The organism is Caballeronia udeis, from assembly GCF_044909315.1.
GTDB classification, from domain to species: Bacteria; Pseudomonadota; Gammaproteobacteria; order Burkholderiales; family Burkholderiaceae; genus Caballeronia; species Caballeronia udeis_A.
The window spans coordinates 24635-50927 of the sequence record NZ_JBIYEB010000016.1; the positions used below are offsets into that span (position 1 = coordinate 24635).

General features: G+C 60.7%; 21 protein-coding genes. 13 read left to right on the top strand and 8 right to left on the bottom strand.

The features are described 5' to 3' along the window. Positions 1–3: 3 nt before the first annotated feature. From ABH944_RS24245 to ABH944_RS24255, 3 genes are read right to left on the bottom strand one after another with little or no spacing between them, the layout of a single operon-like run. On the bottom strand, positions 4–837 hold the full coding sequence (locus ABH944_RS24245; protein WP_404609996.1) for an ABC transporter permease: 834 nt from the start codon (positions 835–837) through the stop codon (positions 4–6). Further along, positions 837–1778 carry an ABC transporter permease gene (locus ABH944_RS24250; RefSeq protein WP_404609995.1) on the bottom strand — a complete coding sequence of 314 codons (942 nt, stop codon included), beginning with the start codon at positions 1776–1778 and terminating at the stop codon, positions 837–839. The genes ABH944_RS24245 and ABH944_RS24250 overlap by 1 nt, the downstream gene beginning before the upstream one ends. Then, entirely contained in the window at positions 1778–3193 is a 1416-nt protein-coding gene (locus tag ABH944_RS24255) for an FAD-binding oxidoreductase (RefSeq protein ID WP_404609994.1), read from the bottom strand. The genes ABH944_RS24250 and ABH944_RS24255 overlap by 1 nt, the downstream gene beginning before the upstream one ends. A gap of 195 nt (positions 3194–3388) precedes the next feature. Here ABH944_RS24255 and ABH944_RS24260 point away from each other — a divergent pair, with 195 nt between their 5' ends. The 3 genes from ABH944_RS24260 (at position 3389) to ABH944_RS24270 (ending at position 8053) form a co-directional block, all read left to right on the top strand. Continuing rightward, a complete protein-coding gene (locus ABH944_RS24260; protein ID WP_404609993.1) occupies positions 3389–4357 on the top strand; it encodes a LysR substrate-binding domain-containing protein in 969 nt (322 codons plus the stop codon). Between the two features lie 94 nt (positions 4358–4451). Further along, a complete protein-coding gene (locus ABH944_RS24265) occupies positions 4452–6062 on the top strand; it encodes an ABC transporter substrate-binding protein (protein WP_404609992.1) in 1611 nt (536 codons plus the stop codon). A gap of 410 nt (positions 6063–6472) precedes the next feature. Beyond that, positions 6473–8053, top strand: coding sequence for a methyl-accepting chemotaxis protein (locus tag ABH944_RS24270; RefSeq protein WP_404609991.1), 1581 nt, complete (start codon positions 6473–6475; stop codon positions 8051–8053). Positions 8054–8195: 142 nt separating this feature from the next. On the opposite strand, the gene ABH944_RS24275 is transcribed toward ABH944_RS24270, so the two are convergent. From ABH944_RS24275 to ABH944_RS24290, 4 genes are all read right to left on the bottom strand, one after another. Next, positions 8196–9038, bottom strand: coding sequence for an SDR family oxidoreductase (locus ABH944_RS24275; protein ID WP_404609990.1), 843 nt, complete (start codon positions 9036–9038; stop codon positions 8196–8198). 118 nt (positions 9039–9156) lie between these two features. After that, positions 9157–11385 (bottom strand): xanthine dehydrogenase family protein molybdopterin-binding subunit, encoded by a 2229-nt coding sequence (locus tag ABH944_RS24280; protein ID WP_404609989.1) that lies wholly within the window; start codon positions 11383–11385, stop codon positions 9157–9159. 8 nt (positions 11386–11393) lie between these two features. Further along, positions 11394–12377, bottom strand: a complete 984-nt coding sequence (locus tag ABH944_RS24285) for an FAD binding domain-containing protein (protein ID WP_404609988.1) — start codon at positions 12375–12377, stop codon at positions 11394–11396. Beyond that, positions 12370–13050 (bottom strand): (2Fe-2S)-binding protein, encoded by a 681-nt coding sequence (locus ABH944_RS24290; RefSeq protein WP_404609987.1) that lies wholly within the window; start codon positions 13048–13050, stop codon positions 12370–12372. The genes ABH944_RS24285 and ABH944_RS24290 overlap by 8 nt, the downstream gene beginning before the upstream one ends. Positions 13051–13392: 342 nt before the next feature. Here ABH944_RS24290 and ABH944_RS24295 point away from each other — a divergent pair, with 342 nt between their 5' ends. Further along, positions 13393–14286: a LysR family transcriptional regulator gene (locus ABH944_RS24295; RefSeq protein ID WP_404659523.1), complete on the top strand. Its 894-nt coding sequence runs from the start codon at positions 13393–13395 to the stop codon at positions 14284–14286. A 529-nt stretch (positions 14287–14815) separates the two neighbouring features. Here ABH944_RS24295 and ABH944_RS24300 read toward each other — a convergent pair. Further along, on the bottom strand, positions 14816–15223 hold the full coding sequence (locus ABH944_RS24300; RefSeq protein ID WP_404609986.1) for an FCD domain-containing protein: 408 nt from the start codon (positions 15221–15223) through the stop codon (positions 14816–14818). A gap of 784 nt (positions 15224–16007) precedes the next feature. Here ABH944_RS24300 and ABH944_RS24305 point away from each other — a divergent pair. The 9 genes from ABH944_RS24305 (at position 16008) to ABH944_RS24345 (ending at position 26140) form a co-directional block, all read left to right on the top strand. Continuing rightward, on the top strand, positions 16008–16811 hold the full coding sequence (locus tag ABH944_RS24305; protein WP_404609985.1) for an enoyl-CoA hydratase/isomerase family protein: 804 nt from the start codon (positions 16008–16010) through the stop codon (positions 16809–16811). A gap of 92 nt (positions 16812–16903) precedes the next feature. Then, positions 16904–18133: a CaiB/BaiF CoA transferase family protein gene (locus tag ABH944_RS24310; RefSeq protein ID WP_404609984.1), complete on the top strand. Its 1230-nt coding sequence runs from the start codon at positions 16904–16906 to the stop codon at positions 18131–18133. An 86-nt stretch (positions 18134–18219) separates the two neighbouring features. After that, the gene (locus ABH944_RS24315; protein ID WP_404609983.1) at positions 18220–18978 is read left to right on the top strand and encodes an acetoacetate decarboxylase; all 759 of its coding nucleotides are present in this window, start codon (positions 18220–18222) and stop codon (positions 18976–18978) included. A 20-nt stretch (positions 18979–18998) separates the two neighbouring features. Next, the gene (locus ABH944_RS24320) at positions 18999–20204 is read left to right on the top strand and encodes an acyl-CoA dehydrogenase family protein (protein ID WP_404609982.1); all 1206 of its coding nucleotides are present in this window, start codon (positions 18999–19001) and stop codon (positions 20202–20204) included. A 27-nt stretch (positions 20205–20231) separates the two neighbouring features. Continuing rightward, positions 20232–21167, top strand: a complete 936-nt coding sequence (locus ABH944_RS24325) for a 3-hydroxyacyl-CoA dehydrogenase NAD-binding domain-containing protein (protein ID WP_404609981.1) — start codon at positions 20232–20234, stop codon at positions 21165–21167. 121 nt (positions 21168–21288) lie between these two features. Beyond that, positions 21289–21564, top strand: a complete 276-nt coding sequence (locus tag ABH944_RS24330) for a hypothetical protein (RefSeq protein ID WP_404609980.1) — start codon at positions 21289–21291, stop codon at positions 21562–21564. Beyond that, positions 21561–22610, top strand: a complete 1050-nt coding sequence (gene mdtN / locus ABH944_RS24335; RefSeq protein ID WP_404610021.1) for a multidrug transporter subunit MdtN — start codon at positions 21561–21563, stop codon at positions 22608–22610. Before ABH944_RS24330 ends, mdtN begins: the two co-directional genes overlap by 4 nt. Next, entirely contained in the window at positions 22591–24624 is a 2034-nt protein-coding gene (locus ABH944_RS24340) for an FUSC family protein (RefSeq protein ID WP_404609979.1), read from the top strand. The genes mdtN and ABH944_RS24340 overlap by 20 nt, the downstream gene beginning before the upstream one ends. Further along, on the top strand, positions 24611–26140 hold the full coding sequence (locus ABH944_RS24345) for a TolC family protein (protein WP_404609978.1): 1530 nt from the start codon (positions 24611–24613) through the stop codon (positions 26138–26140). Before ABH944_RS24340 ends, ABH944_RS24345 begins: the two co-directional genes overlap by 14 nt. Positions 26141–26293: the final 153 nt, after the last annotated feature.

A 26293-nucleotide genomic window follows, 5' to 3' on the forward strand; every position in this document is an offset into this window, starting at 1 on the left:
GGCTTAGTCCTCCTTCGACATGCGCGGATCCAGCGCATCGCGCAAACCGTCGCCCAGCATGTTGACCGACAGGATCGTGATCGACAGGAACGCCGCGGGGAACGCGATCAGGTGCGGCCGGATCTGCCACAGCGCGCGCCCTTCGGCCATGATGTTGCCCCACGACGGCGTGATCGGCGGCACGCCCGCGCCAATGAACGAAAGGCTCGCCTCGGCGAGAATCGACACGCCCAGGATATAGGTGCCCTGCACGATCAGCGCCGCCACCGTATTCGGAAAGATATGGCGGACCATGATGCGCCAGGGACTCGCGCCGGCGATCACCGCCGCCTCGACGAACGCCTGCTCGCGCAGCGACAGCACGATGCCGCGCACCAACCGCACGACGCGTGGGATCTCGACGATCGTGATGGCGAGGATGACCGTGCGCATCGACTCGTGCCAGAGGGCGATCAATGCGATAGCGAGCAGGATCGTCGGCATCGACATGAAGCCGTCCATGGTTCGCATGATCACGACATCGAGCCACCGCACGAAACCGGCGATCACGCCGATGACGGCGCCGATCGCGGTCGACAGCACCGCCACCGAGAAGCCCACTGTCAACGACACGCGCGCGCCGTACAGCACCCGGGAATAGACGTCGCGACCGAGCAGGTCGGTGCCGAACCAGAATTGCGCGGACGGCGGCCGCGTGCGATAAAGCGGCGCGATCCGGGTCGGGTCCTGCGTGCCGAGCCAGGGCGCGAAGATTGCGATCAACACCAGCAGCAGCATCAGCAGGCCGCCTACGGCAACCGTCGGATAGCGTCGCAGGAATCGGGATACGGAGGTCATCAGTACTTGATCCTCGGGTCGAATACCGTATAGAGCAAGTCGACCGCGAGATTGACCAGCACGTACAGGAAGCTGAATAACAGGATCACACCCTGGATGATCGGGTAGTCGCGACGCAGGATCGCGTCAACGGTCAGCCGTCCAAGGCCCGGAATCGCGAAAACGGTCTCGGTCACCACGGTGCCGCTGATCAACAGCGCGACACCGGAACCGACGACCGTGACAATGGGCACCGCGGCATTCTTCAGCGCATGCCGGAACAGGATCCTGCGATTGCTGACGCCTTTCGCGCGAGCCGTGCGCACGTAGTCTTGCGATAACGTTTCGATCAGCGTCGAGCGCGTGAAGCGCGTGATCAGCCCGACGTAGACCGACCCGAGCGCAAAGGCCGGCAGGATCAAAGTCTGGACGGATGCCCAATATCCCTGGTCGAACGGCACGTAGCCCTGTACCGGCAGCCAGCGCAGTTTCAGCCCGAAGATCCACGCGAGGATATAGCCGACGACGAACGAGGGAATCGAAAAGCTGAGCACGGCCCAGAGCATCACGAGGCGATCGTTCCAGCGGTTATGCCGCCATGCCGCCCAGCCTCCAGCCGGAATGGCGATCACGACCGAGACGATCATCGTCAGCACCATCAGCGAAAACGTGGGCGCGAGACGCTGCGCGATCATATGGCCGACCGTCTGCCCGGTGAACAGCGACGTGCCCAGGTCGCCATGCAACACGCGCCAGATCCAGTGGAAGAAGCGCGTGAAGAACGGCTGGTCGAGCCCGAGGTTCGCGCGGATACGGGCGATATCGTCCGGTGTCGCGTTTTCACCGGCGAGCAGCGCAGCGGGGTCTCCCGGGGCAAAGCTCAGGAGTGCGAAGACGAAGAACGCGACGAACAGCATCACGGGAATCGCGCTGAAGATGCGGCGCAGGACATAAGCGATCACTACAGCACCTTGCCGGGATTGAGCAACTGGTCCGGATCCAGCGTGGTCTTGATCGCGCGCATCAGGTCCTTTTCGACGGCGGATTTGTACCGTCGCAACTCGTCGCGACGCAAGCGTCCCACCCCATGCTCGGCACTGATGCTGCCGCGATATGCAATCGCCAGGTCGTGGATGCAGAGGTTCACCTCGGCGGTGAGACGCTCACGCTCGTCGTCGGCCAGCCCGTGCGGCAGCAGCACGTTGTAGTGCAGGTTGCCGTCGCCGATATGTCCGAAGTTCAGCACTGGCAATTGCGGGAACGACGCCGCGATCAACGCATTCGCTTCGTCGATGAAGGACACGAGGCGCGAGATCGGCAGCGCAATGTCGTGCTTCAGCGGATGCCCTTCGCGCAGTTGCGCCTGCGAGACGCCTTCGCGGATCTTCCAGAACTGCTGACGCTGCCGGTCGTTGACGGCAAGCACCGCATCGTCCGCAAGGCCTGCTTCGAGCGCCGCGGCCAAGGCTTCCTCGAGCAATGTTCCCGGCAGCTCCTGCCGCGCATCGGCCAGTTCAATCAGCACGTAGTACGGATGCACGCCGCTCAATGGCCGCTGCGTGCCGGTGACGTGCCGCAGGATCATCGACATGCCGAACTCCGACATCATCTCGAACGCGATGATCCGGTCCCCGCAAATCGATTGCGTCAGCGACAGCAGCGCGACCGCTTCATTGTGGCTGCGCAAGCCGACCCAGGCGGTGGCGCGTCCATGCTGTGCCGGAAACAGCTTGAGCACCGCACGGGTAATGACACCGAGCGTGCCTTCCGATCCGATGAACAGGTCGCGCAAGTCATAACCGCTATTGTCCTTGCGCAATGCGCGCAGACCGTCCCAGACGCGGCCGTCGGCGAGTACGACTTCCACGCCGAGCGCCAGATCGCGCGCATTTCCATAGCGCAGCACCGAGATGCCCCCGGCGTTCGTCGCGAGGTTGCCGCCGATCGTGCAACTGCCTTCGGCGCCAAGACTCAGCGGAAAGAAGCGATTCGCGTCAGCTGCCGCCTGCTGCACCGACGCCAGGATCACGCCGGCCTCGACGGTCATCGTATTGCTGGTCGCGTCTACTTCGAGTATCCGGTTCATCCGGTTCATGCTCACGATGATCTGCGTACCGTCCATGTCCGGAATGCCGGCTCCGGTCATCCCGGTATTACCGCCCTGCGGCACCATGGGCGTGCGTGTCTCGTGGCAGAGCCGCATGACTGCCGCGGTCTCCCCGGTAGAGTTCGGGCGCACGACAACCGCCGTGCGCCCAGTCCATTTTCGCGGCCAGTCGGTCAGATAAGCAGCTTGCCGCTCGGCGTCGAGTACAAGGCCGGCGTCGCCGACCACTGCGCGCAGCCGTTCGATCAGCGAGGGGTGCGTCGAAGTCAATTGCAATTGCTCCCTATGACTATTGCTACTGCGTTCGTCTTGTGCCGGGACACGGCGCGTTGCGCGACGCCGCGCGTGCCCGGCCCCAAGCATTCGACGCCAGTGTAGTCAGGGCTCTTTTTTGGCTACGATTATTATTTTGTCCGGCGATCTTAATGTAACGTTAAGGGTGACTGCTCCCCGCCTACTCCGCCCATGTCCCTGAGCTTCAAGCAGATCGAAGTCTTTCGCGCGGTAATCTCGACCGGGTCGATCAGCGCGGCGTCGAAGCTGCTCTGCGTCTCGCCGCCGGCCGTCAGCCGGCTGTTGTCGTACACCGAGCAACGCCTCGGCTTCGCTCTGTTCGAACGAATCAAGGGCCGGCTCTATCCCACGCCGGAAGCCCACGAGCTGTTTCGCGAGATCGAGCGCGTCTATGCGGGAATCCAGCGCGTGAACGAGCTGGCCGCGGGCCTGGCGTCGCGGCCAAGCGGCCATATCCGCATTGTCTGCGGTGCCAGCGTCGGGCAGTTTCTCGTGCCGAAGGCAATCGCGCGTTATCGTGAACACGCGCCCGAAGTGAAAGTCACCTTCCGTCAGATGACACGCGCCGAACTAACCCGTGCGCTGCTCGCGAAAGAGGCGGACATCGGCCTGCAGATCACGTCGGAAGACCATCCGAATCTGACTTACACGCCGATCGGTGAGGCAAACCTGGTCTGCATCTGCCCATGCGAGCACCCGCTTGCGCGGCAAGGCGTGTTGACGCTGGCGGACCTGCAACCCTATCCGCTGATTTCGTATGCGCCGCACATGCCGCTTGGCGTGCTGATCGAGCAGATGTATGCCGAGGCCGGGCTGACGCGCGAGGTCGCCATCGATGTCGCCTCGCCACAGCATGCGTGCCTGATGGTGCAGGCGGGCGCGGGCGTCGCACTCGTCGATGAATTCTCGGTGCGCAACAGCCGCGCCGACGAGTTTGTCGTCTGCCCGGTCGCGCAAGCGCCGGCCTTCGTCGCGAAGCTCGTGCATCTGCGCAGCGAGCCGTTGTCGCGCGTGGCCGCGTCGTTCGTGACAATGCTTGGCGCGACCTTCGACGACTACGGCATGGGAATGCACACGCCCGCCGCCCCTCCTTCCGCCGGGATTTCCATGCCGCGTCCCGTCCTGCTCCCCGCCCATTAATAAAACGTTAATGGCCGGCCATAAAAAAGCATACGACTCCAAAAAAAACGCCTCATAGAATCGATTCCGATTGCCAGCCCAAAAAGGAATCGTAATGAAGCGCAGAGCATTTTTGCTGACGACGGCGAACACGGCCGCAGCCGCCGCAGTGGGTTTGCCCCGTCTCGTGAGCGCTGCGACGGCGGCCACCGGCAAGCTCCCGGTCCTCCACTACGTCGCCGAAGCCGACCTCACCGGCCTGGATCCGGTCTGGAGTACTGCATACATTACGCAGATGTACGCGGAACTGGTCTACGACACGCTGTTCGCCTACGACGAGCATTACAACGTCCAGTTGCAAATGTTGTCCGACGCGAAGACCAGCGCCGACGGCAAGACCTGGACCCTGACGCTACGCAAGGGCCTCGCGTTCCATGACGGCCAGCCGGTGCGCAGCATCGATTGCGCAGCGAGCATCCGCCGCTGGGGCAGCCGCGATACGCTCGGGCAGGAGTTGATGAAGGCCACCGACGACATAGCGACGCCAGACCTGCAGACACTGGTATTCAAGCTCAGGAAGCCATTCCCGTTGCTGCCCAGCGCCCTCGGGAAGGTGGCGTCGAGCATGGCCTGCATCATGCCGGAGCGGCTCGCGAAGATCGATTCGCATACACAGATCACCGAGGCCGTCGGTAGCGGTCCATACAAGTTCGCGAAGGACAAATGGGTGTCGGGATCGACCGCGGTCTTCGAGCGCTTCGATGGCTATCAACCGCGTCCGGGCGCCGGCAGTTTTGCGACGGGCGGCAAGGTTGCGCAGCTAAGCCAGGTGATCTGGAAGTCGATTCCCGACGCCGCCACGTCCACCGCGGCATTGCAGGCAGGTGAAATCGACGGGCTGCAGACCGTCAGCAGCGACTTCCTGCCCGTGCTTGCTGCCGATCCGAGCTTGCAGATCGTCAAATCGACGGTGGCGACGATTCCGATCATGCGCTTCAACGCACTCTACCCGCCGTTCGACAATCCGGCGATTCGCCGCGCGGTCTTGAGCGTCATCGACCAGACCGAGTTCATGACAGCGCTGATGGGCACCGACAACAAGCCGTATTGGCAGTCCGGAGTCGGCGTGTTCAGCCCCGGTTCGCCGATGGCGAACGACGCGGGCCTCGGCGTGATGAAGGGCGCGTCGCCGGCGAACATCGCGGCGGCGAAGCAGATGATCAAGGACGCGGGCTACAAGGGCGAGACAGTCGTACTGCTCGATCCGGCCGATTATCCGGCGAGCCATATGCCCGCAATGGTGGCGGCCGACCTGTTGAAGAAGCTGGGCATGAACGTCGACGTGCAGACGATGGACTGGGGCACGCTGATGCAGCGCCGCGCCAGTCAAAACCCGCCGGCGTCGGGCGGCTGGAACATGCACTTCACGACGATCAGCGGGATGAACAACTTCGATCCGGCAGGCCATCTCGCGTTGCGCGCGAACGGCAAGCAAGGCTGGTTCGGCTGGCCAACCAGCGAGAAGATCGAGACGCTGCGGCAAGCGTGGTTCGATGCGCCGGACCAGGCCACGCGCAAGAAGCTCTGCGTGGAACTGCAGATGCAGGTCTGGCAGGACGTGCCGTATATCCCGTTGGGCGCCTACTACAATGCCTCGGCGTTCCGTCGCGGCTGGACCGGCATTTCGACGCAGATGCCGTTGTTCTACAACTTGCGCCGCACATGAATCTGCGGGTGTACTGGCCCGGCGTCTGCCCGCATTGCCATCTCAGGGGACGATGTTCGCCCGGCGCCTATATGTGACCGGAGACAGTCGGCATACGTCGCCGTGCTTCTACGGGACGAAGCACGAGCAAGCGAGGATCTGCCCCGAGAAAGAGGACGATCGGAGCGATTCCTGGCGGCTTCGCGGCGGTTTCGACTTGCGGTCGGAGCGCCGTTGACGCACCCCTTGCGAGTCGGGGCTCCGCCTGAGGAGACTGCCCGGTAAGAATATCCCTACATCAATTTCAGGAACGGCCTATCGGATGGTGTCTTCAGCGCGCGCCGGTTGCAGCCGTATACCTGTCATGTCCAAACTCCGAAATTTGTTTTGTCGGTGGGTATTTTTCCATTTAGTTATTGATGAAAGCTACTATGCCAACCTTCATTTCCAACCTGCCCATCGCCAAGCGACTGGGTGTGGGTTTTGTGTTGGTATTGCTCATGTCGTTGATCAGCATCGTCATAGGGCTTGTGCGCTTGTCCTCTGTGGCGCAGGCAACCCGCGATCTGGTTGCCAATCCAATCCGGACCGAGCGGCTTATCAACGACTGGTCGCGCAATATCAGTACGGCTGTCACCCGCACGACTGCGACTGCCAAGAGCGCCGATCCCAGCCTTGGCAGTTACTTCGTGGAAGAAGCCGCAGCATCGTCCAAGGTGTCGGGAGCGTTGCAAAAATCGATAGAAGCCTTGATGAAAACGGATGAGGAAAAATCCCTGTTTGCCGCAATAGGAGAACAGCGCAAACTTTTTATTTCTACCCGCGACGAAATCTATGCGCTGAAAAAAGCGGGCAAGGCCGATGAGGCGAACCAGGTGCTGGAGCAAAAGTTCATGCCTGCGTCCAAGCTTTTTGTCGCGAAGGTTGACGCTTTGGTGAAGCAGCAGCGAGAAGAAATCGACGCGGTAGCCAGGGAGATCGAGGCCAACTATCAATTCAGCCGCACGCTCATGATCGCCTTGGGAGCGGTCAGCCTGCTGCTGAGCGTGGTGTGTGCGTGGTTGATTTCCGGCAGCATCACGAGGCCGTTGATGAACGCCACTGACGTAGCTCGTCAGGTCGCCGAAGGTGATTTGACCGCCCGTATCGATAACCACGGCACCGACGAAGTCGGCCAGTTGCTCAGCAGCCTGAAGAACATGCAAACCAACCTGGTGCGCGTTGTCTCCAACGTACGCTCCGGCTCGGAAAACGTGGCTACCGCCAGTGCCGAAATTGCCCAGGGCAATGACGACCTCAGCGCCCGCACCGAGAGCCAGGCCAGCGCCCTGGAAGAAACCGCCGCCGCCATGGAAGAGCTCAGCTCCGCCGTGCGCCAGAACGCCGACAACGCCCGTCAGGCGAACCAGTTGGCCATGAACACCTCTACCGTCGCCATCCAGTGCGGCGAAGTCGTCAACCAGGTTGTGGAAACCATGAAGGGCATCAACGACAGCTCCAGGAGAATCTCCGACATCATTGGCGTCATCGATGGCATCTCCTTCCAGACCAACATACTCGCCTTGAACGCTGCGGTGGAATCAGCCCGAGCCGGCGAACAGGGTCGCGGCTTCGCCGTGGTGGCCAATGAAGTGCGCAGCCTGGCCGCACGTTCCGCCGATGCCGCCAAGGAAATCAAAAAGCTCATCACTGCCAGTTTGGAACGCGTAGCCCAGGGTTCGGCCCAGGTCGAGCAGGCCGGCATCACCATGACCGACGTCGTCCGCTCCATCCGCCGCGTCACCGACACCATGGGCGAGATCAGTGCCGCGAGCAATGAACAATCGCTGGGCGTGGCCCAGGTCGGCGAGGCCGTTACCCAGATGGACCAGACCACCCAGCAAAACGCCGCCCTGGTGGAACAAATGGCCGCCGCGGCCAACAACCTGCGCAACCAGTCCCACGAACTGGTACAGGTCGTCTCGATCTTCAGACTCGACAGCGGCGCAGGTATTGTCACGTTGTTGGGTTGAGAGCGGTCAGCATGATCCACAACTCGCTTACGGACGCGAGGTGTGGGCGATTCCACTACTCGCCCCGGTGACGAGTGCGACGGCACCGGTGAGTGGCCATGTCATGGGTATGCCCTGTGTGCTTCGACCTGAGGAGGAGAGGTCAGGCGTCGTCGTGGGAGAGGGAGGAAGACAGCTTGCGGTGGGCTTCGGCCTGGGCGAGCAAAGTCTTGCCCTTGGCCTCGAAGGTCTGTACCGCGTCGGCGCCGGCGGCGAAACGTGCTGGCGGCTCGTCGAGTCCCGCAAGCTGAACGATTGCAATTGCGAGCTTGGCGGGGTCGCCGCCCTGCTTGCCGTCCATCCCACTCCACGCAGTGATGGTTTCCTTCGTGCGCCCGGCGTAGTCATCGATGGCGGGCTGTGCGTATGTGGTGGAATCGGCGCTCAGCAATTCGGTCCGGAAGAAGCCGGGTTCGACAAGCATCGTGCGGATCCCGAAGGGCGCAATCTCTGGCGCGAGCGACTCGATCCATCCCTCGATGCCGAACTTTGCAGCAGCATACGCCGTGCAAAACATTCCGCCCGAAATGCCGGCTGTCGAGGAAATAGTGAGCAGCAGGCCAGAGCGCTGCTTACGCATCACGGGCAGCACGGCGCGCGCGACGTTCATCGGACCAAACAGCAGTGTCTCGATCTGAGCGCGGATTTGTTCCGGGGTAAGCTCCTCGAAGAAGCCAGCGTGGAAGTCACCCGCATTGTTGACCAGCACATCAACCCGTCCGAACTTGCCGATGGCGGCCTCGACCGCAGCCTGGGCGTCCTCGGGACGGGTAACGTCGAGCGTGGTGACCAGCAAGTCCTCGTGGTCACCGATTGCCGCCGTGACTTTTTCAGGGTCGCGGCCGGTGGCCACGACAGCGTGGCCAGCTGCGAGCGCCGCCCTGGTGATGTCTAAGCCCAATCCACGGCCAGCGCCGGTGATGGCCCAAACTGTTTTGTCAGTCATGTGTTTCTCCTTTTTGCGTGGTTTCGCCATTACGAATGTGCGACAGGTGGTGGCAAATGCGGCCTTCCGGACAGGTCACTGTGCAATCAAGGGGTTCTGCCTATCGAAGTAGAAATGCTCAGGTCGAAACCGCCGGTACGTCATCCATGAGCTTGTCGAGCGTGATGGGAAGGCTTCGAATCCGCTTGCCTGTGGCGTGATAGACCGCGTTGGCAATTGCAGCAGCAAGCCCTGTTACGCCAATTTCACCAATTCCGCGAGCGCCGAATTCGCTGAGCTGATAGTCGGTGTAATCGAGCAAGATGACGTCGATCTCAGGTTGGTCAGCATGTACCGGGACCATATATTCCGCGTAGTTATTGTTTACCGGTAATCCGTCACGGGCATCGTATTCGGCCGCCTCGAACATGGCCATGCCAATCCCCATCACGATCCCGCCTTCCAGCTGATTGCGCGCGGCCAGCGGATTGATCACCTTGCCTACATCAATCGCGCTGACCACCCTTGCCACGCGCAGCCGGGAAATGCCGGGGTCCCAACGCACTTCGACGAAGTGAGCACCAAACGAGCGGAAGGAATACTTTGTCATGTCGACACCTTCGCTGTGGAACGAGCCTTCGGCGCGAGCCAACCGTTGACTGTTCAAGACGTCGGCGAATGAAACCCGTTGTGCTCCGAAAGTTAAATTGCCGGTCTCTACGCCAATGGAATCAACAGATGCGCCTGCGAATGGTCCGGATTCAGCCACCGCGTATTGCCTGAGGCGCTTCAACGCTGCGCGCGTTGCACCGGCGACCGCCGCCATGCCGCTAGCGGTGGCCCATGAGCCCCCGGATACCGGACCGGGAGGAAACGACGAGCTTCCCAACTCGACCTCGACATTTTCCAACGGCAAGCCCGTCAGCTGGCTCACGGTCTGAGCGAACACGGTGTAAGTGCCGGTCCCGATGTCTTGCAAGCCGCACTGCACCAGTGCGGACCCGTTGACGCGCAAGGTGACACGGGCGTCCGACGCGACGCGGAACGCCTCCCAGTTACACGCGGCCATACCGTATCCGATGATAGTGTCGCCTTCACGCATCGCTCCGATTTGCGGATTGCGCTGCTTCCAGCCAAACCGCTCGGCGGCATGGGCCATCGCTTCTTGCAGATGGTTACTCGACCACGGCAAGCCCGTACTTTCGTCTTTCACCGACACGTTCAACTGGCGAAATGCCAACGGATCCATCCCGATCGACAAAGCCATTTCATCAATAGCCGACTCCAACGCAAAGAGACCCGGCGCCGCGCCTGGCGCTCTCATTGATGTGGGTGTGCCGCGATTTACTGCACTGTTGTTGTTGCTCATCAAGACATTCGGGCATGAGTACAGGCTCTTGGTCATGTCGCCGCATGTTTCAGTGAACTCCTCAATGGTAGACGTGCTGTTGTACGACTCATGACTGATCGCCACGAGTTTGCCTGCAGCGTCTGTCGCGAGACGCACGTGCTGTCGCGTTTCTGGCCGGTGCCCGACGGTTGTGAACATCTGAGCTCGAGGCACGACCAACTGAACCGGCCTGTTGACCAAGCGCGCGACTGCACAGGTCGCGATTGAATGCGGCCATGTCCATAGCTTGCTGCCAAAACCAGAGCCGATAAAAGGTGCACGAACCTCGACTTGATTAGGCGTGAGGTCAAAGACATCGGCAAGCACATTGCGGTGGTTGACCACAGCTTGACTTGACTCGTACACAATCAGACGCCCCGACTGCCAGTGCGCGGTCGTTGCATGCATTTCCATCGGATTGTGGGTTTCGACGGGGGTTGTATAGATTGCGTCGATGCGATGCCCGCCCGTCCTGAAGGCCAGTTCCGGATCGCCGCGAGAATGACCACCGCCTTTGCGCGACCCGTTCGCGGCGAGCCCTTCGGCAAGGCTTTTAATTGAAGCACGCCCGGTATAGTCCACCTTGACGGTGTGTGCGGCGGCCCGGGCGTGCTCAAACGTGTCAGCAACGACCAACGCAACGAACTGACCGGGATAGTAAATATTGTCGTCCTCGAAAGGCAGACGATGTTCTTCCATGATTCGCCAGGAGAGTATCTCGGCAAGGTCCACTTGCGTCTTGGGTGCACGATGCAACTCGAAAACGTTCTTGTGGTGAAACACGCCTGCAACGCCTGGCATGCGCCGGGCAGCTTCATCGTGAATTGCCAGGATGCGCCCGTTGGCGATCGTGCTATAGACACCGTAAGCGAACAACATGCCGTCGATGGGGTGGTCGGCTGCGTATCGCGCCGTGCCGTTGACCTTGAGCCGTCCTTCGACACGTCTGTGCGGAACTCCAATAAACTGCTCAGCCATGCTTTCTCCTACGCGGTGAGATCACGAAGATTGCGGACAATAGCCTGCTGCCCGAGCGGCACTTTGTACGCGTTCCGGGTGTACGGGCGGGCGTGCTGGAACGCAACGCCCGCCGCGCGCTCAAAAGCCTCCAGCGATGCGTTTTGCCCTCTCAATGCGACCTCGGCGTCCCGAGCATGCCATGGCTTGGTGCCTACACCACCAAGGGCGATGCGTACCTCCCGAACGCGGTGTCCATCAAGCACGACGATGACTGCGCTTGATGCCAACGCGAATTGATAGGAGGCACGGTCGCGAAGCTTGAGGTAACCCGATCGACTGCCTGCGAGCGGCGCATCCAGCGTGACGTGGGTAATAAGCTCGTGCGCACGCAATGCATGCTCCTTCCAGGGCGTATCCCGCGGCAACAGGTGAAAATCCGCAAAATCGATATCGCGCGTGCCGTCAGGTCCCTGCACGGTCACTTGTGCGCCAATTGCTGTCATCGCGACGCACATGTCGGACGGATGGGTGGCGATGCAGTCCTCACTGGTGCCAAGCACCGCGTGAACGCTGCGGTTATGTCCGCCAATGGCCGCGCAACCTGATCCAGGATTGCGCTTGTTGCACGCTGAAAGCCCGTCCCGGAAATAGCTGCAACGCACGCGCTGCATCACATTGCCGGCGGTCGTTGCCTTATTGCGAAGCTGTGTCGATGCACCGGCCAGCAGCGCCTCCGCGAGCACCGCGTAGCGGGTTCGCACGAGAGGATGCCGTGCAAGTTCGGTGTTGGTCACCAGCGCACCAATGCGCAGGCGTCCATCCGGCAGCGTTTCAATCTGCTTGAGCGGAAGACGGTTGATGTCGACCAGTTGGTTCGGGCGCATTACGTCCAGTTTGACCAGATCAAGCAGTGTGGTGCCGCCGGCAAGATAGGACGTTTCCGGCGCGCGAGCATGGTCTAGAACCGCTCGATTAGCGGATTCGGCGCGAGCATAAGTGAAGTCACGCATTGGGCAGGTCCTTCATTTTGACGCGCGCGGCCCGAATCGCCGCGAGAATGTTTTTATAAGCCGCGCACCGACAAATGTTGCCGCTCATTGCTTCACGCACGCTTTCATCATCGGACGGAATATCAGGATTCCTAAAAATTGCGACGGCGCTCATCATTTGCCCGGGCGTACAGTAGCCGCACTGGTAAGCATCGTGCTCCCAGAACGCTTCCTGAACCGGATGAAGCTGACCATTGCGCTCCAATCCTTCAATGGTCGTGACCTGATCGCCGTCGTGCTGTACCGCTATGGACAGGCATGAGTTGACCGCATTGCCGTTTACATGAACGGTGCAGGCGCCGCACTGACCGTGGTCGCAGCCCTTCTTGGTACCGGTGAGCTGCAAGCGATCACGTATGACGTCCAATAAAATCGCGTTCGCGGGGACATTCAGCGTATGCGGTTGACCGTTGACGTCTAGCCGGATCCGACGTTCGCCAGCGGCTAGCACTTCGCTGTCGTTGATGACCGGCTGCTCGCCGGACGTTGCTGCCTGGACGGGTCGCAACCACGAAGTGGCTGTCGCACTGACAACGCCAATCTTCAGGAAGTTTCGCCGCGAGGTTTTGTGGGTGGTTTCGGCGTCGGCCGGGGGCTGGCGCCAACGGTCTTTCTCTGAATTCTTGTCTGACATGGACTTGTCTCACCTGACGTAGATTAGAAAAAAGAGAGTGCTGTCTACGGTACGAGAGACAGGTTCGCCGCCTGACTCGTCAGGCGCGCCCCGCTTCTTCCCACATTGCAGCCCTCTCAATCGGGGGAACGCTGTGCCGATACCCAACTCCCGAACCGGGCAGGTTGTTGAATCGCAGGATTTACATGTCGCTCAATTTGGCTCGCGGCGGGCGCAGCAGGCTTGCGTGACGAAAACCGTCGGTCAGAACAGCTCACTTCCCAATGCCCCCCACTGTAGGCACAATGACTAAGAAGAAAAACACCCAAATACTCAACACCGTATGAAGATAATCTTCACAATATGAGACTCAACCAACTCGACGGACTTCTTGCCTTCTGGAAGATCGCGGAGCACGGCGGTTTCACCGTCGCTGCAGCAGCGCTTGAGGTTTCCCCTTCCGCGCTCAGTCAGGCCATCAGGAATCTTGAGGCGCGGCTCGGTGTCAGATTGCTTAACCGGACGACTCGCAGCATTAGTCTCACTGAAGCCGGCGAAGCCTACCTTTCGCGGATCGGACCGGCGCTGAGCGACGTGCTTGACGCAGGAGAACAGATTCACGCGCTGCAGGGGCAGCCGTCGGGTCTGTTGCGCATCAATGCAGCTCGCATTTCCACCGTCATGGTGCTCCAGCCCCTGCTGGCGGGATTTCTGCAGGCCTATCCTGACATCCAGATTGAGCTGACAAACGATGACGGCTACGTTGACATTGTTGAGCGCGGCTTTGATGCCGGCATTCGAATGGGGGAAAGTGTCCAGAAAGACATGGTCGCAGTGCCTTTGGGCGGTCCGATACCCGTGGTCATTGTCGGATCGCCGGACTATTTCAAGCAACGATCCATCCCGGAGCATCCCTCGGATCTCGAGAATCACAATTGCGTCCGATTCAGGTTCTCCGGCAGTGGCGCCATTTACAAGTGGGAGCTCCTGGTCAATGGTCGGCTCGTCGAGTACGACGTCAGTGGCAATCTGACTATTAGCGATTCGTTGTTCTCGGTCCAGGCTGCCTTGGACGGCATTGCGTTGGCTTATACATTCGAGCAAATCGCGCTTCCCTACTTGCAGGCCAAAAGGTTGACGCGCGTGCTGAGCAGTTTTTCCCCGACATTTCCGGGATTTTTTCTGTATTACCCAAGCAGGCGGCAACTGCCCTCGAAGCTAAAAGCTTTGGTGGATTATGTGAAAACGCATTCGTGACGAGACCGTTCCGAACGTCAACGAACCTGCAGAGTGCGGTGATTGCAAGGTACGACGAACGGCCGTTAGGTTCTGCGCTGCGGTCGTTCGGAGCGATGTCCGCGAACAGCCGCCCGCGGCCGATAGCGCCAGGTTAACCAAGGCATCTGAAGCCGACGCCACCCACCACCCTGCTGATTGGATCGTGATCGGCCAGGTAGTGCCGCGCAATCCGGCTGCTCCGGTGCGCAGACCGAGTCATACCGCGCGTCAGCGCAAAACGACCGGGCTTGACGCGAAGGAAGCGTCAACAAGCAGGCGCTCCTTGGGTGGAAGTCGTCTGACTTGCCCTTTCGCCACTATCACCAACCTCCAGCCTCCAATCTCAACAAAAATTCGAGTCCCGTTAGTTGGTCAGCTTGCTAATCACATATTTAAAATAGAACTGGCAGGACGTCAAAGAAGAGTTCTGAAGTTGCGCTCCGGGCGCGGTTGCCGGCCCGGAGCCTGCTGGCGTGCCTTATATGCCGAAGTCTTTTATGCCGAAGTCTTAAACGCCGAAGTTGCCCATCGTACGTTGCCGTGCATTCGCGATATGCGTGCTCAGGAGGCTGACCGCTTTTTCCACATCGCGCTCCTTGAGTGCCGCTATCAGTTCGAGATGCTCGTACATGGTCGGAAGCACTACGGCGGGGTTCAGCACCACGTGTTCGAGCCGGATCAGCCGGATGCGCAAGCTGTTGACCCGATACATGTTCGAGATGATCTCGTTGTCCATGGCATCGATCATCATGTCGTGGAGCCCCCAGTCGACTGTCAACGCGTCAATCAGGAGACGGCTATCGATCTTCTTCGCCGACGCGCGCCGAACAATGTCCTTGTGCGCCCGCTCGATCTTCTCCAGATCGGCGTCGGACGCTCTGCGGGCAAAATTCGCGACTGCCTCCCGTTCGAGCACGAGTCACGCACGGTTCTGTCGCGATGAGACGGTGCGAAACCAACCCCGGACGTATCGGCTTTGGAAAAAAAGCTAACTACGTTGTGAGTTATCACATATACGACAGGTCGCGATAACTCTAAGATCCGATGTGCTCGCTGCCGTTGATTGATCTTATGTACGGGAAGGAGAAGTCCGCATGGGGACTGCTGGATCGGATTGCTTTATATGCGAACACACGATGGGTTCCATCGCACACGGTAGCCGGCGTGCGAACCAAGCCTGTTTCCGGAACACGCCTGTTGCTCCACGAAGAAATGACCAGGACAAGTGCCCGCCTGTCGCCAGGATAAAGACGCTGGAGCGGGCAGTCGACTCGAGCGTTGGCATGTCATGGCTAGACCTCTGTCGTCGGCCCCTCCCCGACAATTCGAATTTCCTGATTAGCGCCGCATCCTAGAAGGACGAGTGGGTCTCCGATTGCTAAGACGATTGCCCGGAGGGTACGCCGTGGGACCACTAATCCCACGATGCGGGCATTCGTCCGTGCTGTTTGAGAAGTCCCTGGTACCGGATCAGCGCGAGTCATCTTTTAACGTCACACAGAGAGATTAATAGAAAGCGTCCGCGCTTCGTTCCTCTCATTGCCCACTTTCTCGCGAAGGCAGTTCGCTCACAGGCGGAAATGGTTTCGGGACAGGTGGAGGTCGAGAGACAGACCTTCATGCTAGTCAGCTATGCCAACTGAAGTGCGCTACCCAACCGGGCCAGCGCTGAACGTCCACGAACCCGGAAGGATCGTTTGATGCCCCACAGTTTGTCTGCGCCCTCCTTCGACACGGTTCTCTACGAAAAGAGAAATGCGACGGCCTATGTGACGCTGAACCGTCCCGAGGTAATGAATGCGCTGAACCGGAAGGCGATAGCAGAACTAAGCGCTGCGTTCCAAGATGCACAAGACGATCCGCAGATTCGCGGCGTCATCGTCACCGGCGCAGGCAATCGGGCATTCATCGCCGGGGCCGACATCACCGAGTTGGCCACCGCGACGCCGATCGAGGCCGAACGCCAGACACGGGCGGGGCAAGCGCTTCTCAACCTCGTCGAAAATCTGGGCAAGCCAGTCATTGCCGCCGTGAATGGCCTGGCGCTGGGTGGTGGATGTGAAACCGCCCTCGCCTGTACTTTCAGGCTAGCCAGTCCGAGCGCGAAGTTCGGCCAGACTGAGATCAAATTGGGGCTCATCCCCGGTTTCGGCGGAACGCAGCGACTCCCTCGCCTGGTTGGCAGGAGTGTCGCACTGCAACTCATCCTCACCGGCGAAATGGTGTCGGCGGACGAGGCGTATCGGATCGGTCTGGTGGATGAAGTCGTGGAAGCCGGCAAGCTGATAGCGCGCGCCGAAGCGATTCTGGCGCAGATCGCCGCCAACGCGCCATTGGCTGTTGCTTATGCAATGGATGCTGTCAATCTCGGACTCAACGCTGCCTTGCCGGAAGGGCTTGCCCTGGAAGGCAAGCTCTTCGCACTATGCGCCGCGACCGAGGACAAGAAAGAAGGGACGACCGCCTTTCTCGAGAAACGGCCGCCGAGGTTTCAGGGACATTAAGACCTCACAGTTATTCATTAGTCTAGCTAATGATCCGGAAAAGCTTACGCCTGCGCAGCGTCAATACCCAACCCCGAATCGGGAACACTTCCATGACTGACGGACAACACGTGTTTTCAGGTCTCAAGGTGCTCGACCTTGCGAGCTATATTGCCGGCCCTGCGGCGACGACGATCCTGGCGGATTTCGGAGCAGACGTCATCAAGATCGAGCCGCCGGGCACGGGCGACGTCTACCGCTTCTTCTCGACCATGCCGCCGAATCCGGTGGCCGACACGAACTACGCCTGGCAATTGACGAACCGCAACAAGCGCAGCATTGCCCTCGACCTGAAGTCCAGCGAAGCGAGACAAGTACTGGTGCGCCTCGTTCAATGGGCCGATGTCGTGGTCGTCAATTTCCCGCCACGTGTGAAGGCCGCTTTAGGCGTGACCTACGCGGCATTGTCACCGCTCAACCCGAAGCTGATCTACGCGGACATTACCGGCTATGGTTCCGAGGGGCCCGAGGCTGATACACCGGGTTTCGACGTCACGGCCTATTGGGCCCGCTCCGGCCTCATGGAGGTCACCCACGACGCCGGCAGCCCACCGACCCTTCCCATTCCCGGGATTGGCGACCACGCCACCGCAACGACACTCTATGCCGCAATCGTCACTGCGCTCTATACGCGCGCCACGACGGGCAAAGGCAGTCACGTGTCGACTTCACTGATCGCCAACGGCATCTGGGCGGCGGCAGCGTGGGTCGAAGGCGGTCTGAATGGCGGTCGATTCTTCGCGCAGCACGACCGAAAAAATCCACCCAATGCGCTGCTCAATCCTTACCAGACGGCAGACGGCCGCTGGATTCTGCTGGTAGCGGCCCAACGCAAGGACTGGCCCGCCTTCGCCCGCGCTATCGGTATGCCGGAGCTTCTGGAAGACCCGCGGTTTGTTGATGACCAGCGTATCCATAACGCAGCCGCATTGGTCGAGATTCTCGATCCGTTGTTCGCCGGCCAGCCGCTCGCCTTCTGGAAACAAGTGCTCAACGCGGCGCGCGTGATTTTCGGAGTCGTGCAGATTGCAGAGGAGATCATTCATGATCCGCAGTTGGAAGCCAATGGCATCGTCGTGCCGCTCGACGTGCCGGGCAAGCCAGCCATGCGCACGGTCAGCAATCCTATCCAGATCACGGGGGAACAGAAGGTGAAACCGACTGCTGCGCCGCAACTTGGGGAACACGGCGCAGCGATCCTGCAGGAGATGGGTTTCACCCAGGACGAGATCGCGCACCTTCACAACGCCGGCGCGGTCGCGCGCTTCGAAGGCTCGGCCTGATCTCACCACGCTGGACGATTTGAGCGAACGCCTTTGGCCGCCCGGCACTGGCAAGCCATTGCCTGGCCACTCACCTGGAGCTTTACATGACTGAAGACGAAATTCGCGCACACGCTTACACGATGCCGGTCAGCAGCCCGGCCTATCCCAAGCCGCCGTTCCGCTTTGTCGATCGCGAATTCATCATCATTACCTATCGCACCGATCCGCAATTGCTGGCCAGCATCGTCCCCGCTCCGCTGCTTCCCGCCGAGCCAATCGTCAAATACGAGTTCATCAGGATGCCCGATTCGAGTGGCCTCGGCTCATACACCGAATCAGGTCAGGTCGTGCCGGTGTCGTTTAACGGTGTATCCGGCGGCTTCACGCATGCCATGTACCTCGACAGCGGCGCCGGCATCGCCTCTGGACGCGAGCTGCTGGGCTTTCCGAAAGTGTTCGCCCAACCGAAGCTTGAAATCCGCAACGACGCGCTCGTGGGGACCCTAGATTACAACGGTGTACGCGTTGCGACCGCAACCATGGCGTACAAGTACGAGGCGCTGGATCTCGCCGCCGTCAAGAAAACGCTCGCCGCACCCGGTTTCCTGCTGAAGGTTCTACCTCACGTGGATGGGTCGGCCCGAGTCTGTGAACTGGTCAGGTATTACGTAACCGACGTCACGGTAAAAGGAGCCTGGAGCGGGCCGGCCTCCCTCGAGCTGCATCCGCACTGTTTCGCGCCGGTCGCAAAGCTGCCGGTGCTCGAGGTTCTATCGGCGATCCATATCCTGACCGATCTCACAATCGGCGGCGCGGAAGTCGTCCACGACTATCTCAGCCTCCCCTCAAACGCATCCCGATGAACGATCGAATGGAACCCGCCATGACTGCCAGCTCAAAGCCAAACCACGCGCTTCCCGCTCCCGATAGCGACTTCTATCTGCTTAACGAGATTCTGAACGATACCGAGAGAGCTTTGCTAAAGCGGGTGCGGACCTTTATGGAGAGCGAAGTCGCGCCCGTGATCAACAAATTTTGGGCGGAGGACGCGTTCCCGTTCGAACTCATCCCCGGCATCCGTGACCTCGGTATCGCAGGCGTCGGATTCGAAGGATATGGCTGCCCTGGCGGCAGTACCCTTTTCGATGGATTCATCGCCATGGAACTGGCTCGCGTCGACTCTTCCATCGCGACCTTCTACGGCGTCCATAGCGGACTGGCAATGGGATCGATCTATCTAGGCGGTTCGGAAGAACAGAAGCAAAAATGGCTTCCGCCAATGGCGCGTATGGAAAAAATCGGCTGCTTCGGATTGACCGAACCGTTAGTCGGATCGGGTGCCGGCGGAGGCCTGCTGACCACCGCCAAGCGGGAAGGTGATACATGGATCCTGAACGGCCAGAAGCGGTGGATTGGCAATTCTCCCTGGTGTGACGTCTCGATTATCTGGGCGCGCGATGTCGACGACAATCAGATCAAGGGCTTCATTGTCGAGAACAAAACGACTCCGGGTTTTTCGGTGGAAAAAATCCAGAACAAGATCGCGCTGCGCGTCGTGCAGAACGGCGTCATCACGCTCGACAATTGCCGCGTTCCCGAGGAGAACCGCCTCCAGGGGGACCTGTCCTTCCGCGATACGGCGCGGGTCCTTCGGCTTACCCGTCAATACGTCGCATGGGAATCCGTCGGCTGCAGCATGGGCGCTTACGAACATGCGCTGCGCTATGCGCAAACCCGCGAGCAGTTCGGCAAGCCGATAGCGTCATTCCAGATGGTGCAGGACCTCCTCGCCAAAATGCTCGGCAACATTACGGCATCGCAATGCATGGTCGTAAGGCTTGCCCAGCTCCAGGACCAGGGCAAGCTGCTGGACCAGCATGCCTCGCTGGCAAAGGCATTCTGCACGACCCGCATGCGAGAGACGGTTGCGTGGGCACGGGAGATATTCGGCGGTAACGGCATTGTGCTGGCCTACAACGTCGCCCGTTTCTTTGCCGATGCCGAAGCGCTCTATTCATACGAAGGCACACGCGAAATGAATTCCCTGATCGTCGGCAAGGCGGTAACCGGATTCAGCGCCTTCGCCTGAACACACCCCACTCGAAGGATGGAAACAATGAGCAATAACATCAGTCGCATCGCCATTATCGGCACCGGCGTCATTGGTGCAAGCTGGGCCGCCTTGTTCCTTGCCAAGGGCCTGGATGTCGTCGCTACGGACATTGCCCCGGATGCCAAAGCAAAGCTCGAGGCGTTCATTGACGCGGCATGGCCCGCGTTGGAAAGGTTAGGACTCGCGCCAGGGGCCTCGCGCACCCGGCTGGAGTTCACGGCGAATCTCGACGACGCGGTGAGCGGCAGCGATTTCGTCCAGGAGAATGGGCCCGAGCGCATCGATTTCAAGAAGGACCTCTACAGGCATCTCGACACTATCCTGGCGCCCGGCACGATCATCGCGTCGAGCTCTTCAGGCCTGACCATGAGCGAGATCCAGTCGGCTTGCGAGCATCACCCCGAACGATGCGTGATCGGACATCCGTTCAATCCGCCCCACCTGATACCGCTTGTGGAAATTGTCGGCGGCACCAAGACATCCGAAGAGACAATCGAACGCGTCGCGGCTTTTTATCGCGGCCTGGGAAAGCGCACCGTCCGTCTGCACAAGGAGGTGCCAGGACACGTCGCCAATCGGCTGCAGGCCGCGCTCTATCGCGAGATGGTGTATCTGATATCGGAAGGCGTGGTCAGCGTAGCTGATGCGGATACGGCTGTTTCCTGGGGACCGGGTCTGCGCTGGGGAGGGATGGGACCGAACCTGCTCTTTCATCTGGGCGGAGGCGACGGCGGCATCGAACATTTCTTCGAACAGTTCACGGGACCGATGAGCGCATGGTGGCACGTGCTCGGCGCGCCCGAGCTGACCTCCGGGGTTCGTGAAACCATCATCCGAGGGGTGCATGAACAGACTCAATCCCGATCCACGCAGGAACTTGCCGCGCAACGCGATGAGATCCTGCTCGGCCTCCTGTCCCTTCGTCGAGACGAAATCTGATGTTGCCGTGCCTCTTGCCGGGCCGTTTGGCCCGGACAAAGCGATTACTCGCCCTGTGCCCCGCATTGCCAACGGCGGCAACTGACGAAACCGTTGCCGACATCCTGGTGACAGGACGGTCATGAGGCGACGACATGCGCTCGTCATATCCCTGGCCTTGAATACGTTGACCGGCTGCGCCGCGCGAGGCGCGCCTTCGTTTGCGCTATTCGGCGCCTTCTTCCCCGCCTGGATGTTTGGCGCAGCGCTCGGCATCCTTGCTGCGATCGCCGCGCGAGCAATCTTCGTTTTCTCGGGGCTGGCCAATATTCTTCCGTTTCAGCTTTTTGTCTGCACGGCTATGGGCGTCTGGACAGCCCTCCTCGTGTGGTTGCTCTGGTTCGGGTATGGACCATGAGGGCGGCGGGTAACGTTCGCCGCCCGCTCTGGGCCAGGCTGATCTCGCTGGCGATCATCGCTGCGGCCATACTGTTCGGACTCCGTGTGATGCACACGAATTCGGTCATGCCATCCACAGACGACGCCACCATCGATGCCGATGTCGTCCATGTGGCATCCGTTGTCGGCGGGAGGATCGTCGACATACCGGTGACCGAAAACATGCACGTCGGAAAAGGCGATCTGCTCTTTCAGATCGATCCGGTTCCGTATCGTCTGACAGTGGCGCAGACCCAGGCGGACCTGAGCGTGGCAGAGGCTGCCCTCTTTACGCAGCGGCGGGTGCTATCGACCCAGCGCTCGACTGCGACTGTCTCCGCCGATGAGGTGCAGCGTGCGAGCGCCAATCTCGCCCTGGCGCAACGCACAGTACAACGGCTACAGCCACTGGCATCCAAAGGGTACGTGCCTGAACAGCAATTCGATCAGGCGCAGACCGCGCAGCACGACGCAGTGACGTCGGTCGAGCAGGCCCGCGAACGGCAAACGGCCGCTGTCCAGGCGATCGATACGGAAGCGGGTGCCGAGGCAACCGTGCGTGCGCGGCAAGCCGCGCTCGACATCGCGCAGCGCGCGCTGAGCGACACCGCCGTGCGGGCGACGCACGACGGTCGCATTGTCGGGCTGACCGTCCTGACCGGAGAAATCGTTGCGCCGGCACAGACCTTGTTCACACTGGTCAACGACGACGAATGGTTCGTGGTGGCAAATTTTCGGGAAATCGACCTGCACGCCATTAAGGTCGGCGACTGCGTGACGGCCTTCTCGATGATCGATCGCGCTCGCCCCGTTAAAGGAACTGTTCAGGGCATCGGTGCCGGCGTACTCGACACCGACCGTATCAATCTCCCCCGCTCGGTGCCCTACGTCGAGCGCTCGCTCAACTGGGTCAGGGTCGCGCAACGCTTTCCCGTGCGCATCCGGCTTGAGAATCCTCCCCAGGAGCTAATGAGACTGGGCGCTACAGCTGTTGTCGAGATAAAGCATGGCGATGCCTGCAGATAAGCAGCGACACCATGCCATGGAACGGCTCAGGGCCATCGTCGAGCCGTTCCCCGATCGACTCGGGTTCGCGGTCCGGCTGGCCCTTATGTGTGCGCTGACGACGCTCGTCGTCGAAATCTATCAGACGCCTGAACCGGCGCTTACGGTGTATGTCGCGTTCTTCGTGATCAAGGCCGATCGGACCACGAGCGTGATCGTCAGCACCGTCATGCTTTTTCTGATCACGCTGATCGTCGGCACTGTATTGCTGATCGCGATGCAGGTGATCGATGAACCGTTTTGGCGCGTCGTTGCAATGACGCTTGTGTCGTTCTGCCTGCTGTTCGCGGCGTCGGCGAGCAAGCTCAAGCCGATCGCCGGCATCGTCGCGCTGATCGCGGCTTACGCGCTGGATCTGCTCGGCACGGTCCATATTGGGGAGATCGCGACCCGCGGGCTGCTCTACGCCTGGCTCTTCGTCGGCATTCCCGCCGGCGTGTCGATCGTGATCAACCTCGTCGCCGGGCCAGCGCCCAGGCGGCTTGCCGAACGCGAGTTGGCGCATCGCCTGCGCACCGGCGCGAGGGTCCTCCAGTCGCCTGATGATGCCAAGGCCCGCGGCAGACTCCGGACGTGTCTGCATACAGGACCCGGCGATGTTCCAACGTGGCTGAAAATCGCAGGCCTGGAGAAAAGTTCCTCCGCGCACGATCTCGCCGCATTGAAGCAAGCCAGTCAATCCACCGCCGTGATCCTCGCGATGGTCGAGGTCATCACACGCGAACCTGCAACGCTGCAACCCGGCCACCTTCGTGAGCACGTCGCCCAAACACTCGACGAGATGGCGGCAATTCTCCAGACAGGCGCCTATCCAGTCGACATCGTTCTCCTACGCATCGACGGCGAGGCGGCGTTGTCGCCGCTCGCCGCGGCGGCGCTGGCGGAACTGCGCGCTGCGCTGGCTGGCTTCGCCCAACCGCCGCCAACGTCATTGCCGCCGCAACCGGCCGCGAAAAGCGCACGAGGCCTGTTCGCGCCGGATGCGTTCACCAATCCGGTCCATGTCCACTACGCATTAAAAACGACCGCGGCGGCGATGCTTTGCTACGTCACCTACTCGCTGCTCGACTGGCCCGGGATCCATACCTGCCTGATCACGTGCTACATCGTGTCGCTCGGCACCACCGCCGAGACGGTTGAAAAGCTGACGCTTCGGATCGTGGGCTGCCTGATCGGCGCGGCGGCCGGCATTGCGGCTATTGTGTTCCTGATGCCGAATGTCACCTCGATCGGCGCGCTCATCGTCATTGTCTTCGTCGTCGCGCTCGCCTCGGGCTGGATCGCGGCAGGCAGTCCACGCGTTTCCTACATCGGATTCCAGATCGCGTTTGCTTTTTTCCTTTGTGTCGTTCAGGGCGCGTCACCCGCCTTCGACATGACGACCGCGCGGGACCGGGTGATCGGCATTCTCTTCGGCAATCTCGTTGTGGCACTGGTGTTCACGCAAATCTGGTCCGTCAGCGTGGCTAAACGCATCGATCCGTGCATTGCGTCCGTACTTCGCCAGCTCGCGACGCTATCCGGTATCGATCAGCAGTCCCAACGGTGGACGATGACTCCGGAAATCCAGGCAACGCTCGGTGCAATTGAGCAGGATCTTGACCTGTCGCGCTACGAACCGCTCCCGGTTCGGCCTGCGCGTGGCTGGCTCGATCGGCGCAGGCGCGTCATGAATGCCATCGCATTTCTACAGGGTCCCCTTCTGATCCAGTCCGGGCGGGAGCGCTTTAAGAATGATGTCCTCGCGAACCGGCTCCATCGTGTGGCCGACACATTCGACCCCGACACGACAGCGCTCGTGACATCCTCGTCAACGGGACATGAGACCTTGCCAAGCGATACCGAAGACGCATCGACTCTCACGAGTACGGCGCATGCAATCGTCGATCCCTTTATCGAGGCGCTGGAAGACGCGATCACGCAGCCGATCGAAAACAGCGACGGGAACGAGAGGACCGACCATGCGAGAGCATAAGAGCTTGGTCATCGCTGTCCTGTTCTCATGGCTGCTGTCCGGCTGCGCGACATCGGCCCTCGAAATGGCGCCGGACCGACCCGACCGGCCGTGGTCACCGGTCACCACCGCGACCGGAGAGATCATCGCAGGCGAGCAAAAGATGGCCGGGCCATCGGACAGCTACGTGCTCCCGTCAAACCCGGCGCTGGCGAATATTCATCTCTCACCCGATGTGGATACCTCGAAGGTCTATTCCCTACCCGGGTTGATCGACCTCGCGGAATCCAGCAACACGACAACACGCATTGCCTGGAACGATGCGCGACGCGTGGCGCTTGCCGCCGGGATCGCCGAGAGTGCTTACCTGCCAAGGATCACCGCGACCGCGATCGGCGGTTATCAAGGAACCAGTGGCAACGATTCCGCACAGGGCGCGAACCTCGGCAACAATGGTTCAGCGAACGGCACCGTCTCGGCAGTTTCGCTTCAATGGCTTCTGTTCGACTTCGGGGAACGCGCGGCAGTCGTCGAGGCCGCGAAACAGGCGTCGGTCGTCTCGAACGTTGCCTTCAATGCCGCCCACCAGCAAGTCATCTACAACGTAACCCTTGCATTCCATGCTCATGGGGCCGCCTTGTCGCGCGTCGCAACAGCCGCCCAGTCGTTGAGGAACGCTCAAACCGTTCAACGCGCAGCGAAGGATCGCTACAAACACGGAGTAGGCACCGTGATCGAAGTTGCGCAGGCGCGCCAGGGCACGGCACAGGCGAACCTTGCACTCGTTCAGGCCACCGGCGGCGAGAAAGATGCCTATCTGGCGTTGTTGACGGCCATGGGCATCTCGCCGCTCACCCAGATCAAGATCGCCGATGTATCGGGCCGCGATCTGTCGCCGTCCACGGAGACATCAGTGGAAATGATCATCTCCGAATCGATCGGGCGCCGCGCCGACGTGCTCGGCGCCGACGCGGCGCGAAGCGCAAGCCTGGCGAATATCCGGGCGGCGCAAGCTGAATTCATGCCGAAGATTTTCCTCTCGGGAGTCGGCGCGTATAGCGCGGGAGGCCTGAGTCTGACAGCGCTTCCGTCGGCCGGGCAGGCGCCGCCCACCGTCAACGTCAACGGACATCACTTCAACGGCGGCATTTTTGTCGGTGTGACCATACCGCTCTATGACGGTGGAACCCGCTCGGCCGTATTGGCTCAGGCTCGTGCCGAAGCCGACAGCGCCGATGCCAGGCTGACGCACGTACGCGACGAAGCTGTTCGCGAGATCGTGCTTGCCGGTAACACGCTGCGCACCAGCCTTTCCGCCTGTCAGGCATCGAAGTCGCTCGCCAGCGCGGCTCAGACCACATTCGATGCGGCGCTCGCTGCCTATCAGCATGGCGTCGGTTCCATCACGGACCTGACGCTGGCGAACAGCCAGCTTCTGCAGGCAAAAAATGCATCGACCGATGCGTACAGCACGGCATTGTCGGCGGCTGCCATGCTCGCGCTTGCGACCGGGACGCTCGGCGCCGCGCCTGAATAGCACCGAATAAGGACACGTGAATCTGACGCTTCTCTTCGCCTCCATGCTTGTCGCGATCATTGCCGGGGGGGTGCCCGCACTCGGCGTGAGTCAACGTGAAAGGTGGCCGTTGCGGCTGTAGAGCCATGCGCCGACACAAGACTTCGGTAGACT

Bases quoted from the DNA above. Each gene is read 5' to 3' on its own strand.
- ABH944_RS24245 (WP_404609996.1), bottom strand. From the start codon at position 837: ATGACCTCCGTATCCCGATTCCTGCGACGCTATCCGACGGTTGCCGTA.
- ABH944_RS24260 (WP_404609993.1), top strand. From the start codon at position 3,389: ATGTCCCTGAGCTTCAAGCAGATCGAAGTCTTTCGCGCGGTAATCTCG.
- ABH944_RS24265 (WP_404609992.1), top strand. From the start codon at position 4,452: ATGAAGCGCAGAGCATTTTTGCTGACGACGGCGAACACGGCCGCAGCC.
- ABH944_RS24270 (WP_404609991.1), top strand. From the start codon at position 6,473: ATGCCAACCTTCATTTCCAACCTGCCCATCGCCAAGCGACTGGGTGTG.
- ABH944_RS24275 (WP_404609990.1), bottom strand. From the start codon at position 9,038: ATGACTGACAAAACAGTTTGGGCCATCACCGGCGCTGGCCGTGGATTG.
- ABH944_RS24280 (WP_404609989.1), bottom strand. From the start codon at position 11,385: ATGGCTGAGCAGTTTATTGGAGTTCCGCACAGACGTGTCGAAGGACGG.
- ABH944_RS24285 (WP_404609988.1), bottom strand. From the start codon at position 12,377: ATGCGTGACTTCACTTATGCTCGCGCCGAATCCGCTAATCGAGCGGTT.
- ABH944_RS24290 (WP_404609987.1), bottom strand. From the start codon at position 13,050: ATGTCAGACAAGAATTCAGAGAAAGACCGTTGGCGCCAGCCCCCGGCC.
- ABH944_RS24295 (WP_404659523.1), top strand. From the start codon at position 13,393: ATGAGACTCAACCAACTCGACGGACTTCTTGCCTTCTGGAAGATCGCG.
- ABH944_RS24305 (WP_404609985.1), top strand. From the start codon at position 16,008: ATGCCCCACAGTTTGTCTGCGCCCTCCTTCGACACGGTTCTCTACGAA.
- ABH944_RS24310 (WP_404609984.1), top strand. From the start codon at position 16,904: ATGACTGACGGACAACACGTGTTTTCAGGTCTCAAGGTGCTCGACCTT.
- ABH944_RS24315 (WP_404609983.1), top strand. From the start codon at position 18,220: ATGACTGAAGACGAAATTCGCGCACACGCTTACACGATGCCGGTCAGC.
- ABH944_RS24320 (WP_404609982.1), top strand. From the start codon at position 18,999: ATGACTGCCAGCTCAAAGCCAAACCACGCGCTTCCCGCTCCCGATAGC.
- ABH944_RS24325 (WP_404609981.1), top strand. From the start codon at position 20,232: ATGAGCAATAACATCAGTCGCATCGCCATTATCGGCACCGGCGTCATT.
- ABH944_RS24330 (WP_404609980.1), top strand. From the start codon at position 21,289: ATGAGGCGACGACATGCGCTCGTCATATCCCTGGCCTTGAATACGTTG.
- mdtN (WP_404610021.1), top strand. From the start codon at position 21,561: ATGAGGGCGGCGGGTAACGTTCGCCGCCCGCTCTGGGCCAGGCTGATC.
- ABH944_RS24340 (WP_404609979.1), top strand. From the start codon at position 22,591: ATGGCGATGCCTGCAGATAAGCAGCGACACCATGCCATGGAACGGCTC.
- ABH944_RS24345 (WP_404609978.1), top strand. From the start codon at position 24,611: ATGCGAGAGCATAAGAGCTTGGTCATCGCTGTCCTGTTCTCATGGCTG.